The sequence below is a fragment of the Nocardia gamkensis NBRC 108242 genome (assembly GCF_001612985.1).
GTDB classification, from domain to species: domain Bacteria; phylum Actinomycetota; class Actinomycetes; order Mycobacteriales; family Mycobacteriaceae; genus Nocardia; species Nocardia gamkensis.
Window position 1 is genome coordinate 327,004 of the sequence record NZ_BDBM01000004.1, and the last position, 12,431, is coordinate 339,434.

12 protein-coding genes are annotated in these 12,431 nt (G+C 67.2%); all 12 read left to right on the top strand.

The features are described from left to right. Nucleotides 1-190: 190 nt before the first annotated feature. Entirely contained in the window at nucleotides 191-1,267 is a 1,077-nt protein-coding gene (locus tag NG1_RS04790) for an ABC transporter ATP-binding protein (RefSeq protein ID WP_040870444.1), read from the top strand. A gap of 11 nt (nucleotides 1,268-1,278) precedes the next feature. Beyond that, the gene (locus tag NG1_RS04795) at nucleotides 1,279-2,073 is read left to right on the top strand and encodes an MlaE family ABC transporter permease (RefSeq protein WP_051175592.1); all 795 of its coding nucleotides are present in this window, start codon (nucleotides 1,279-1,281) and stop codon (nucleotides 2,071-2,073) included. A gap of 3 nt (nucleotides 2,074-2,076) precedes the next feature. Continuing rightward, on the top strand, nucleotides 2,077-2,940 hold the full coding sequence (locus NG1_RS04800) for an MlaE family ABC transporter permease (RefSeq protein ID WP_040870310.1): 864 nt from the start codon (nucleotides 2,077-2,079) through the stop codon (nucleotides 2,938-2,940). After that, nucleotides 2,937-4,286: an MCE family protein gene (locus tag NG1_RS04805; protein WP_062968296.1), complete on the top strand. Its 1,350-nt coding sequence runs from the start codon at nucleotides 2,937-2,939 to the stop codon at nucleotides 4,284-4,286. The genes NG1_RS04800 and NG1_RS04805 overlap by 4 nt, the downstream gene beginning before the upstream one ends. After that, a complete protein-coding gene (locus tag NG1_RS04810; RefSeq protein ID WP_174315359.1) occupies nucleotides 4,283-5,359 on the top strand; it encodes an MCE family protein in 1,077 nt (358 codons plus the stop codon). Before NG1_RS04805 ends, NG1_RS04810 begins: the two co-directional genes overlap by 4 nt. Next, nucleotides 5,359-6,369, top strand: coding sequence for an MCE family protein (locus tag NG1_RS04815; protein WP_062968298.1), 1,011 nt, complete (start codon nucleotides 5,359-5,361; stop codon nucleotides 6,367-6,369). The genes NG1_RS04810 and NG1_RS04815 overlap by 1 nt, the downstream gene beginning before the upstream one ends. Nucleotides 6,370-6,406: 37 nt before the next feature. After that, nucleotides 6,407-7,639: an MCE family protein gene (locus NG1_RS04820; protein ID WP_062968411.1), complete on the top strand. Its 1,233-nt coding sequence runs from the start codon at nucleotides 6,407-6,409 to the stop codon at nucleotides 7,637-7,639. After that, a complete protein-coding gene (locus tag NG1_RS04825; protein ID WP_062968300.1) occupies nucleotides 7,636-8,874 on the top strand; it encodes an MCE family protein in 1,239 nt (412 codons plus the stop codon). Before NG1_RS04820 ends, NG1_RS04825 begins: the two co-directional genes overlap by 4 nt. After that, entirely contained in the window at nucleotides 8,871-10,112 is a 1,242-nt protein-coding gene (locus NG1_RS04830; RefSeq protein ID WP_062968302.1) for an MCE family protein, read from the top strand. Before NG1_RS04825 ends, NG1_RS04830 begins: the two co-directional genes overlap by 4 nt. Nucleotides 10,113-10,218: 106 nt before the next feature. Further along, a complete protein-coding gene (locus tag NG1_RS04835; protein WP_245659787.1) occupies nucleotides 10,219-10,989 on the top strand; it encodes an Rv1363c family protein in 771 nt (256 codons plus the stop codon). Nucleotides 10,990-10,999: 10 nt separating this feature from the next. Next, nucleotides 11,000-11,728, top strand: a complete 729-nt coding sequence (locus NG1_RS04840) for a hypothetical protein (RefSeq protein ID WP_062968304.1) — start codon at nucleotides 11,000-11,002, stop codon at nucleotides 11,726-11,728. A gap of 409 nt (nucleotides 11,729-12,137) precedes the next feature. After that, the coding region (locus tag NG1_RS04845) for a hypothetical protein (protein ID WP_157113856.1) at nucleotides 12,138-12,431 on the top strand (294 nt) is incomplete at its 3' end.

A 12,431-nucleotide genomic window follows, 5' to 3' on the forward strand; every position in this document is an offset into this window, starting at 1 on the left:
CGCGTTTTCCGGCAATCTCGCCGCTATCGTCGATACCGAAACTATTGCGGAGTTACTACGCAGTCAGGTCGGGGTGTGCCCGATCTGTCCCATGAGTTACAGTGACCGAACCCACTGTGACGTGACGCACCGCGATAACCGAGCGCGCGGTTCGCCGGTGGGCAGCTCGCTGAGAATTGTGGAGGTTGGCGTGGGCGTCGAGGTCAGGACCGAGAGTGTAACCAAGTCTTTCGGTTCCCAGCGAATTTGGCAGGACGTGTCTCTGACGTTGCCCTCGGGCGAGGTCAGCGCGCTGCTGGGCCCATCGGGCACTGGTAAGTCGGTGTTCCTGAAGTCGCTGATCGGACTTCTGCGCCCCGAGCGCGGCTCGATCTACATCGACGGCACCGATATCACCACCTGCTCCAACAAGGAGCTCTACGAGATCCGCAAGCTCTTCGGCGTGCTGTTCCAGGACGGCGCGCTGTTCGGCTCGATGAATCTGTTCGACAACGTGGCCTTCCCGCTGCGCGAGCACACCAAGAAGAGCGAATCCGAGATCAAGAAGATCGTCATGGAGAAGCTGGAGCTCACCGGTCTGCTCGGGGCCGAGGGCAAGCTGCCCGGCGAGATCTCCGGCGGTATGCGCAAGCGCGCCGGGCTGGCCCGCGCCCTTGTGCTGGATCCGCAGATCATCCTCGTCGACGAGCCGGACTCGGGTCTGGACCCGGTCCGCACCTCTTACCTGAGCCAGCTGCTGATCGACATCAACGCTCAGATCGACGCCACCATCCTGATCGTCACGCACAACATCAACCTGGCGCGCACGGTGCCGGACAACATCGGCATGCTGTTCCGCCGCCAGCTGGTCATGTTCGGCCCGCGCGAGGTGCTGCTCACCTCGGACGAGCCGGTGGTCAAGCAGTTCCTCAACGGCCGCATGATCGGCCCGATCGGTATGTCCGAGGAGAAGGACGAGGCGCAGATGGCGCGCGAGCAGGCGCTCGTGGACGCCGGGCACCACCACGGCGGCGCCGAGGAGGTCGAAGGCATCATCCCGCAGATGCGCGCCACCCCGGGTATGCCGGTGCGCCAGGGCGTGCTTCGCCGCAAGGAACGTGTGCGCGAAATCATGCACACGCTGCCGCATGCGGCCCAGGTCGCGATCCGCGAATCACTTGCGGAGAACGACGATACGCAGGTGATGGCGTACAACAGCGGCGACCTGGCTAATTATCAGGGCGGCTCGTACGACACCACCGTGCGACACAACACAACTAACGGGTAACATCTGCGATCGTGAATTCGACCCTGGCGCGATTGCGAACTCCCCTGGAGTCGGGGTTTGCCCAGGCCGGCAATATCTTTGCGCTGCTCATCGACGTTTTACGGAAGACATTCCGTCGCCCCTTCGAGTGGCGGGAGTTCATCGAGCAGTCGTGGTTCATCGCGAGTGTCTCGATCCTGCCCAGCGCGCTGGTCGCGATTCCGTTCGGCGCGGTCGTGGCACTGCAGACCGGTTCGCTGATCAAACAGCTCGGCGCGGAATCGTTCACCGGCGCGACCAGTGTGCTGGCAACCGTCCAGCAGGCGGCTCCCGTCGTGACGGCCCTGATCATCGCGGGCGCGGCCGGGTCGGCGGTGGCCGCCGATCTCGGCTCGCGCACCATCCGCGAGGAGATCGACGCGATGGAAGTGCTCGGCATCGATCCGGTGCGAAAGCTGGTGGTGCCGCGCGTGCTCGGCATGATGCTGGTCGCGCTGCTGCTCAACGGCCTGGTCTCGGTGGTCGGCATCGCGGGCGGGTACTTCTTCAACGTGCTGCTGCAGGGCGGCACGCCCGGCGCCTACCTGGCGTCGTTCTCCGCGCTCGCCCAGTTGCCGGACCTGTGGATCGGCGAGATCAAGGCGGCGGTGTTCGGTCTGCTCGCCGGCGTCATCGCCGCGTACAAGGGGCTGCATCCCAAGGGGGGCCCGAAAGGAGTCGGTGACGCGGTGAACCAATCCGTGGTGATCACGTTCATGGTGCTGTTCTTCGTGAATCTCATCCTGACCCTGGTGTACCTACAGGTCGTTCCGGCCAAGGGCGCCTGACCGATGGCCACGTCATACCGAACCCCGGTCGCCAAGTCCATGCGCCGGGTGGGTGAAATCGCTCGGATGCCGCTCAACGTGATCGATCGCGCGGGCGAGCAGATGTCGTTCTACACGCGAGCCATCGCGTGGATCCCGCGGACCGCGGTGCACTACCGCAAGGAAGTCATGCGGCTGCTCGCCGAGGTCACCTTCGGCACCGGCGCGCTCGCGGTGATCGGCGGCACCATCGGCGTCATCGTGTTCATGTCCGGTTCCGTCGGCGTCGTCGTCGGCCTACAGGGTTTCAAGGCCCTCGACGCGCTCGGCAGCTCGGTGCTCACCGGCTTCCTCACCGCCTACATCAACACCCGCGAGATCGCCCCACTGGTCGCCGCGCTCGCCCTGTCCGCCACGGTCGGTTGTGGTTTCACCGCGCAGTTGGGCGCCATGCGGATCTCCGAGGAGATCGATGCGCTCGAGGTGATGGCGGTGCCGGGCGTGCCGTTCCTGGTGACCAGCCGGGTGATCGCCGGATTCCTCGCGGTGATCCCGCTCTACATCGTCGGGCTGCTCGGCACGTTCCTGGCGTCGCGGGCGATCAGCATCTGGTTCAACGGGCAATCCAGCGGGTCCTACGACCATTACTTCAGTTTGTTCCTGCCACCGGAGGACGTGCTCTATTCGTTCCTCAAGGTGCTGGTCTTCGCCTTCGTGATCATCATGGTGCACTGCTACTACGGATTCCACGCCACCGGCGGGCCTGCGGGCGTCGGCGTCGCGGTCGGCCGCGCGGTCCGCGCCGCGATCGTCCTGGTGAATGTGCTCGACTTCTTCCTCAGCCTCGCGATCTGGGGCACCACCACCACGGTGCGGGTGGCCGGATGAGCCGCACCCAGGCCTGGCGCTCGACCGCGAAGCTACGCATCCGAGTGCTGGGGATCGCCTTCTTCGTCGTGGTCGCGTTGTTCCTCTGGACCACCGTCGCGATCTACAACAAGCAGTTCGTGCGCACCGTGCACGTCGACCTGATCACCGACAGCGTGGGCAACGCGCTGACCCGCAACGCCGACGTGAAGGTGCGCGGCATCACCGTCGGCGAGGTGCGCTCGAGCAGTTCCGAGGGCGGCGAGGTGACCTTGGACCTGGCCATCAATCCGGACAAGGCGCAGCAGATCCCGGCCAACGCGACCGCGCGCCTGCTGCCCAAGACGCTCTTCGGCGAGCGCTATGTGGATCTGGTGATCCCGGAGAACCCGAGCCCCCAGCATCTGACCGACGGCTTGACGCTGCACCAAGACGTCAGCGGCAACGCCATCGAGCTGAGCAAACTGCTCGACGACCTGCTCCCGCTGCTGCAGTCCATCCCGCCGCAGGATCTCGCGGCCACCCTCGGCGCGCTGTCGCAGGCGCTGGCCGGTCAGGGCTCCGCGCTCGGCGAGACCGTGGACAAGCTGGACGACGCCTTCCGCCAGGTCAATGTGGTGCTGCCGGACCTGCAGGCGGACCTGCGCAGCTTCGCGGAGGTGGCGGCCACCTATTCCGACGCTGCCCCGCAGCTGATCCAGGCACTGGACAACCTGCGCACGACCAACGCCACCATCGTGCAGCGGCGCACCGACATCGACGTTCTCTACGCGACGCTGACGCCGACCGCGGCCACCACCACCGATTTCCTGATCGCCAACCGCGACAACATCATCGACGTGGCCGCCGATTCCCGGCCCGCGCTGGAGCAACTGGCCTACTACTCGCCGAACTACGCCTGCTCGCTGGCGAACTTCGCGCAGCTCAAGCCGCGCATCGACCGGATCTTCGGCAAGGGCACCGACCTGCCCGGCTCGCGGGTGACCATCGAACTCACCAACACGCGCGGCAAGTACCTGCCCAACCAGGACGAACCGCGCTGGCTGGACCCCAGGGGGCCGTGGTGCATCCCCGAGATGCCGCTGGGCGTCGACCCCGGCCAGTACACCGGCGGCCCGAACAACGACGGCTCCTACGCCGTCCCCAGTCGCAACCCCGGTGACCAGCAGATCGGAAATCTGGAACCGCCGCAGTTCGGCGTCCACCCGGCGAGCAAGATGCCGACGATCGCCGGTTCGCCCATGGAGCAGCAGTCGCTCGGCGCGATCTACGGCGCGGCCAATGGCGTCGCTCCGGATCAGGTGCCCGGCTGGGTGACCAGGGCCGGTGCGCCCGCGTTCCGCGGAAGCGAGGTGAGCGTGCGATGAAGCAGCATCTGCGCGGCCTGGGCGGCCCGCTGACCAAGCTGGTCATCTTCGTCGTGGTAACCCTGTTCGTGACGGTCATGCTCGCGCTGTCCATCGCCAACTACAGCGGCGGCGGCACCGCGTTCAAGGCCAGGTTCACCGACGTCACCGCGCTCAACCGCGGCGACGAGGTCCGCATCGCGGGCGTCCGGGTCGGCAAGGTCACCGACGTCTCGATCGTGGACAAGCGCCTGGCCGAGGTGAAGTTCGAACTCAGCGACCGGGATTGGCTGCCGTCCTCGACCACCGCCACGATCAAGTACCGCAACCTGGTCGGCCAGCGCTACATCGCGCTGGAGCAGGGGACCGGCGAGCAGGGCCGCAAGCTGAACGAGGGCGGCACCATCCCGCTCGAGCACACCAGGCCCGCGCTGAACCTGACCACGCTGTTCAACGGCTTCCGGCCGCTGTTCCGCACACTGACCGCCGACGACGTCAACAAGCTGTCGTTCGAGATCATCCAGGTCTTCCAGGGCGAGCAGGGCACCATCCACGATCTGGTGGCGACCACCGCGAACCTGACCAACAAGATCGCCGACAAGGACGCGGTGATCGGTGAGCTGACCCGCAACCTGACCGCCGTGCTGGACACCGTGAACCAGCGCGACGACCAGTTCGACCAGTTGATCGTGAACACCGAGGCGCTAATCAGCGGCCTGAACGCCGAGCGCGACACCATCGGGCGCTCGGTGACCTCACTCGCCGACCTGACCTCGGCGACGTCCGACCTGCTCGTCCCGGTGCGCCCGACGCTGCAAGGGTCGATCGCGGGCCTGAGCCAATTGACCGGCACGCTCGACGAGCGCCAGGACGAGGTGAACGAAGCGCTGTACAACCTGCCGCTGAAGATGGAGAAGCTCGGCCGCGCCGCCAGCTACGGCTCCTGGTTCCAGTTCTATCTGTGCGGCATCGACATCGTCGTCGGACCGGGCGCCGTCGACGCGCCGCAGCTCAACCTGCCCGCAGGCATGCCGACGATCAATCAGCCGCTGTACACCAACGCCGCGCCGCGCTGCCATGGGAAGGCTCGCTGATGGACGACCGCATTCTGCTCGGCAAGCGCAGCCCGGCGTTCCTGGGCGCGCTCGGCATCGCCGTCGTGCTGTTGGTGACGGTGTCGGCCTTCTTCCTGGATCGGTTGCCGATCATCGGGGCGGGGACGAAGTACACCGCGGAATTCAGCGAGGCGGCGGGCCTGAAGAAGGGCAACGAAGTCCGGGTGGCCGGCGTCAAGGTGGGCTCGGTGTCCGATGTCCGGCTCGACGGGGACCGCGTGCTCGTGGACTTCCGCACCAAGGACACCTGGATCGGCAACGAGACCACCGCGTCCATCCAGATCAAGACGCTGCTCGGGCAGAAGTACCTCGCGCTCGATCCGAGGGGCTCCAAACCGGCCACGCCGAGTTCGCGGATCCCGCTCTCGCGCACCGTCTCCCCGTACGACGTGGTGGACGCGTTCACCGACGCCGCGCGCACCATCGACCAGATCGACACCGCGCAGCTGGCCAAGAGCATGCAAGTGCTGTCGGAGGCGTTCGAGACGACGCCGCCGGAGATCCGCGGGTCCATCGACGGTGTCGCCCGGCTGTCGGAGACGCTGGCCAAACGCGATCAGGAGCTGAAGAAGCTGTTCGCCGCGACCAGGCAGACCACCCAGATCCTCGCCGACCGCAACGCCGAGTTCGAGCGGCTGCTGGCCAACGGCGGCCAGCTGCTGGCCGAGCTGAACATCAGGCAGCAGTCGATCAAGCAGTTGCTGGTCGGCGCGCAGACGGTGTCCACCGAACTGAGCGCCCTCGTGCACGACAACGAGGAGCAGATCGGCCCGGCGCTGAAGAATCTGCGCGCCGCGATCGATCTGCTCAACTCCAACCAGCAGAACGTCTCCAAGACGTTGGAACTCGCGGCGCCGTTCTACAGCCTCTACGCCAACGTGCTCGGCACCGGACGCTGGTTCGACGCGGTGATCGTCAACGTGCTGCCGCCCGCCCTGCCCGACATCCCCGGCTACCGTCAGCCGATCCGCACTCTGGGAGGTAACTGACGTGGCGGACAACTGGCGTAGCGATCCGGTTGGTGCGGTGCGCGGTTCCAGCCGCGGCGCCAAGGTGGGCATCGCGCTGGTCCTCGTCCTCGCCGTGCTGGTCGCGGTGGTGCTGTGGTGGCTGTTCAACCGGCTGACCACCACCAAGATCACCGCTTACTTCGATCGCTCGGTCGGCATCTACGAGGGCTCGGACGTCCGGATCCTCGGCGTGCCGGTCGGTTCGGTGGATTCGGTGGAGCCGCAGGGCGATCAGGTCAAGATCGTGATGAGCGTGGACCGCAAGTACGACGTGCCGGCGGGCGCGCGGGCCGCGCAGATCACGCCCTCCATCGTGTCGGACCGCTACATCCAGCTCACCCCCGCCTACACCGGTGGCCCGAAGATGGCGCGCGACGCGACCATTCCGCGCGAGCGCACGGCCACGCCCGTCGAAGTGGACCAGCTGTACAAGAGCATCACCGAACTCTCCCAGGCGCTGGGGCCCAACGGCGCCAACGCCGACGGAGCGGTGAACGACCTGGTGCGCACCGGCGCGGCGAACCTGGCGGGCAACGGCGAGGCGCTGGCCAACAGCCTCACCCAGTTGTCCCGGGCGGCCCGCTACCTGTCGGACGCGCGTGGCGACATCTTCGACACGGTCAAGAACCTGCAGTCCTTCATCACCATGCTGGCCCAGAACGACCAGCAGGTGCGGCAATTCAACACACAGCTGGCCGACCTGTCGACGTTCCTCGCCGACGAGCGGCAGGATCTCGGCGCGGCACTGAATCTGCTGTCGATCGCGCTGGGCGACGTCGCGCGCTTCATCGACGACAACCGGGGCTTGATCGCGAGCAATGCCGAAGGGCTGATCCAGCTCACCAAGACGCTGTCCGATCAGCGCGACGACGTGGCGGCCCTGCTGCCTGTCCTGCCGTTGGCGTTGAGCAACCTGATCAACGTGCACAATGCCGAATCGGGCACCCTCGACATGCGCGCGAACTTCCCCGAAACCCAGGACCCGTTCGGCGCGGTGTGCAAGATGCTGGACCTGTCCAAACTGATGCCCGGCGATCCCAAGTTCGAGGCGCTCGGCAAGCAGATGCGGCCGATCCTCGACCACTGCAAGGAGATCACCGACCAGATCACCGCCGGGGTGCAGACCCCGACGTTGAACCTGCCGTTCGGCATCCTCAGCGGCGAGAACCAGCAGCGTGACCCGGTGCCGGGCACCGTGCCCGGCACGCCGTCGGACCGGCTTCCGCCGTCGCAGGGAGGGGAGCGATGAGCATTCGAATCCGTTCCGTCGCGCGTGGTCTCGGCGCGGCGCTGGCGCTCGGCCTGTCCGCGACGCTGGTCACCTCGTGTGCCTCCGACGGCATCTACAGCGTGCCGCTGCCCGGCGGTGCCGACGTGGGCAAGCACCCGATGCACATCGACATCCAGTTCGACGACGTCCTCGATCTGGTCCCGCAGTCGGCGGTCAAGGTCGAGGGCGTGCCGGTGGGCCGGGTCGAGAAGATCAGCATCGGCAAGGATCAGTGGACCGCCACCGTGCGCACCTTGGTCAACTCGTCGGTGAGCCTGCCCGCGAACGCGCACGCCGAGGTCCGGCAGTCGAACCTGCTCGGCGAGAAGTTCATCGAGCTCTCCCGGCCCTCGGCCGATCCGGAACCCGGCAGGCTGGCCGACGGCTCGGTGATCCCGGTCGACCGCACCCGGCACGCCACCGAGGTCGAACAGGTGCTCGGCGCGCTGTCGCTGCTGCTCAACGGCGGCGGCGTCGCGCAGTTGCAGCCGATCGTCACCGAACTGAACAAGACATTCGGCGGCCGGGAAGACCGGGTGCGCTCGCTGATCGAGCAGGCGAACACGCTGATCGGCGGCCTGAACCAGCAGGTGGACGACATCACCCGCGCGCTCGACGGCCTCGACGTGCTCAGCAGCCGGGTGAGCAGGCAGACCGATCAGATCGGCAAGATCCTCGACCAGCTGCCCCAGGGCATCAAGATCCTGGAAGAGCAGCGCCCGCAACTGGTCGCCCTGCTGGCCCAGCTGGACCGGCTCGGTCAGGCGGGCTTCGATGTGCTCAACACCTCGAAGGACGACCTGATCCGCGACCTCACCTCGCTGCGGCCGACATTGCAGGAGCTGGGGCGTGCCGCGCCGGATCTGGTCACGGCGGTGCCGCTGATTCCGACCTATCCGTTCCCCGACTCGGCGCTGGAGAGCACCTTCGGCGGCAGCGTGAACACGTGGTTGTCGGTGGATCAGCAGATCGGCGTCACGCTCAGCAATCTCGGTGTCGGCAAGCCCGATCCGGTGTACATCCCGCCGGTCGGTCCGCCCGTGCCGGTGAACCCGACCAATCCGTATTACAACGGCAACGGCCCGCGTCCGGGCTGGCCCACTGTGTCGATCCTGCCGCTGCCGCCGCTGATGGCGCAGCCGCCCGCACCCGGCGTGCCCGGTCCGGTCGGGGCGATCCTCGAGCAACTCGGCGTAGGGAGTGGTCCGCGATGACCCGTCTGGTGCGGTGGCAGCTCATCGCGTTCGTGGTGATCGCGGTGCTCGGCGTCGTGTACGTCGGCGGCCGGTACATCCGGCTCGACCACATGTTCGGGCTCAACGAGTACACGGTGAAGCTGCGGGCGGCCCAGACCGGCGGCATCTACAAGGGCGCCGAGGTGACCTACCGCGGCGTCCCGGTGGGCCGGGTCGGTGAGCTGGAACTCACCGGCGAGGGCGTCGTGATGAATCTCGTCATCGACACGAGTTCGCCGAAGATCCCGGCGTCGGCGAAAGCCGTGGTGGCCAACCGGTCCGCGATCGGTGAGCAGTACGTCGACCTGCAGCCCGACTCGGACGCGGGCCCGTACCTGCGCGACAACTCGGTGATCACCTCGGCGACCCTGCCGGTGCCGGTCGAGGAGCTGTTGTCCAGCGTGGACACCTTCGCGCACTCGGTGGACCTGAACGCGCTCAACACGACGGTTCGCGAACTGGGCAAAGCGTTCGACGGCAAGGGCGACGACCTGCAAGTGCTGATCGACTCGCTGAACAAATTCACCGAGACCTTCCACGCCACCCTGCCGCAGACCGTTCAGCTGATCCGCGACGGCCGCACCGCCCTCGGCACGCAGGCCGAGCAGTCCTCGCAGATCCGCGAGTTCAGCGACGGCCTGGACAAGCTCACCGCCCAGTTGCGCTCCAGCGACCCCGACGTGCGCAGGCTCATCGGCACCGGAACCGACGCGGGCGAGCAGCTCGGCGCGCTGATCGACGAGAGCGGTGGCTCGCTCACCCAGGACCTGGCCAACCTGCGGCTGCTGCTGCAGGCGATCTCGCCGAAGTTCTACGCGATCAAGCCGTTGCTGCAGATGCTCCCGCAGCTGTCGATCGGCGGCTCTTCCACCGCGCCCGGCGACGGGACCAGCCACTTCGGCCTGGTGCTCGAGGTGAACAACCCACCCACCTGTACCGTGGGCTACGAGGGCACGTATCGGATTCTCGAACAGATGAAGGCGCAGAACCCGGACTTCGACGACACGCGCGACGAGTTCCCGTTCAACAAAGACGCCAAGTGTCTGGTGCCGTTCGGTAATCCGACCGCCGTCCGGGGTGGCGCGCGAGCCGAATACGCCGATCCGGCCATCGTCCAGCCCTGGGATTCCAACCCCAAAACCGATCCGGAAAAGCTGAACCTGACTCCGGCCGCCGTGCAGCTGTCGACCCTGCTGGGGGTCACACCGAAGCGGTGACCAGGAGCAATGACGTTAGGGTGTCTCGCGTGAGTGACTGCAGCGAGCGAACCACGGCCACCAGGCCCTGGGGCGCGACCGAGCCGACCGACGGCGAGGCGATGTCGTGACCGCCGATCCGACCGTGCGGTCTGATTCGGCGTCGCAGGACACGCCGGACATCGCGACGACAGCGGCGGACACGTCCGCCCCCTCCACGAAGCCGGATGCGAGTTCCTCCACGAAGCCGGACGCGAGCGATCGGAAGCCTGCCGAGCAGGCCGGCGGCGCGTCCGAGCACGTGGTCGGTGCGTCCGGGCTCGGCCGGGTGGCCTTGGTCTGCTCCGCCGTGCTGCTCGTGATCGCGTTGGCCGGCGCCGCGTGGTTCGGCGCGGGCTGGGTGCGGGCCGCACTCACCGACGGCCCGCGCGCGGACGCCCGCGACACCGCGCTGGACGCCGCCCGCCAAGCCGCGATCAACATGACCTCGATGAACCTGGACGACGTGCCCGGCTCGCTGGCGCTGGCCAGGTCCTCGATGACCGGCGCGCTGCTGGACTCGGCCACGAAGAACAAGGACCAGGCGGAGAAGCTGGCCCAGCAGAGCGGGGTCGCGATGAACTCGAAGGTGCTCGGCGCCGCGCTCACCTCGCTCAACAGCGAGGAGGACAAGGCATCGGCGCTGGTCGTGCTGCAGGTCACCGAGAACGGCAAGGACAAGCCCGCCGCCGACTACCGCTACACCTGGACCGTCGACGTGACCAAGGACGGCGACGTCTGGAAGGCCGAGCAGATCTCCTCGCTCGGCCAGCCGGTGTTGCTGAGCGGCGGCCCCGCCGCGCAGACGTCCGCACCGGCGGGTGAGCAGCCGCCTGCCGCGCCGAAGCCGGGATCGTAGGAGGACACCCATGACGTCTCGCCGACCGGTCAACCGGGTCACCTCCAAGCGCAGGCCCACCACCGAAACGGCGCGCGCCGCGTCCGCGCGGCCCGCAGCGGCCCGCAAACCGCGCGTGGCGGGCGTTTCGCGCACCACCCTGGAACAGGACACCCTCCGCGCCGAACGGCGGTCTGCGGCCGCGCCCGGTTCGTCGTGGTGGCGCACGATCGCGTCGCGTGGGAAGGGCCGTCAGCGGCGGCCTGCCGGGCGTGCGCGCTGGGGCGTCAGCGCGGCCATGCTGATCGCCGCGGTTCTGCTGGGCGGTTTCGCGTGGCTCGCCGCGCAACAGCCCGGGGTGAACGCGTCGAATCAGGCGTATGTGGACAACGAGGCCACCCAGGAGGTGCGGGCCGCCGCCGACAACGCGCTGCGGACCGTCTACGCCTACGACGTGAAGAACATCGACGGGTACCGGGACACCGCGAAGCAGGTGCTCACCGGAAAGATGCTCGCCGATCTGGACAAGTACGCCGACACCACCATCTCGGCCGTCAAACAGGCGCAGACCAGTGCCGACGCGAAAGCCGACCCGATTGCTGTGACGTTGCTCACGGATGATCGCGCGGAGCTGATCGTCAACTTGGTGGTGAGCGCCACCAAGGACGGCGTGGCGCAGCAGAGCGTCGCCGGACCCGTGGTCCTGCACATGCAGAAGGTGGACGGACGCTGGCTGGCCAGCGACATCGTCGACCAGTAACGGCTACCGCGGCGGCCGGGATGACGCAGCGCGGCAGGCGATCTCGACCGCGCCCGGACCGGGCCTGCCACTTGACGAGTTTCGCCCGAACCGTCACGCTATTCACAACAGCGGCAGCTGTCACAGTGGCTTCCAGCGCACCGCGGCTCACGACGCAGCCAGCGAATTCGGCCCGGCGCGCCAGCCATGCGGACGATCACACGGGTGGTACTTTGACACCCCCGTGTACTTGGGTGTAAGTTTGGACGTTGCGCTGGCTGCCTCCTGTCCATACCTCGAATCGCACTCGTGAGTTCACCCTTCCGGTGTTACTTCCGTTGGTGCCTGTTTCGAGTTTCGTTCGGGTAGTAACCAGCGGAATTCGTAGCAGACAAGCGACGGTCGCGGACCACCACGCGACGCGCGTGAGGTGCTGGAAGGACGCATCTTGGCAGTCTCCACCCAGACCAAGGCAGTTGCCGGAATCCCCGGAGCCCCGTTGCGGGTGTCTTTCGCGAAGATCCGTGAACCCTTGGAGGTGCCCGGACTTCTCGATCTACAGACGGACTCGTTTTCTTGGCTGATCGGTTCAGCTGACTGGCGTGAGAAAGCCGCGGCCCGCGGCGACGTCGGCCTAGTCGGTGGCCTCGAGGAGGTGCTCGAGGAACTCTCGCCGATCGAGGACTTCTCCGGCTCCATGTCGCTGTCGTTCTCCGACCCGCGC

Bases quoted from the DNA above. Each gene is read 5' to 3' on its own strand.
- NG1_RS04800 (WP_040870310.1), top strand. From the start codon at position 2,077: ATGGCCACGTCATACCGAACCCCGGTCGCCAAGTCCATGCGCCGGGTG.
- NG1_RS04805 (WP_062968296.1), top strand. From the start codon at position 2,937: ATGAGCCGCACCCAGGCCTGGCGCTCGACCGCGAAGCTACGCATCCGA.
- NG1_RS04810 (WP_174315359.1), top strand. From the start codon at position 4,283: ATGAAGCAGCATCTGCGCGGCCTGGGCGGCCCGCTGACCAAGCTGGTC.
- NG1_RS04815 (WP_062968298.1), top strand. From the start codon at position 5,359: ATGGACGACCGCATTCTGCTCGGCAAGCGCAGCCCGGCGTTCCTGGGC.
- NG1_RS04825 (WP_062968300.1), top strand. From the start codon at position 7,636: ATGAGCATTCGAATCCGTTCCGTCGCGCGTGGTCTCGGCGCGGCGCTG.
- NG1_RS04830 (WP_062968302.1), top strand. From the start codon at position 8,871: ATGACCCGTCTGGTGCGGTGGCAGCTCATCGCGTTCGTGGTGATCGCG.
- NG1_RS04840 (WP_062968304.1), top strand. From the start codon at position 11,000: ATGACGTCTCGCCGACCGGTCAACCGGGTCACCTCCAAGCGCAGGCCC.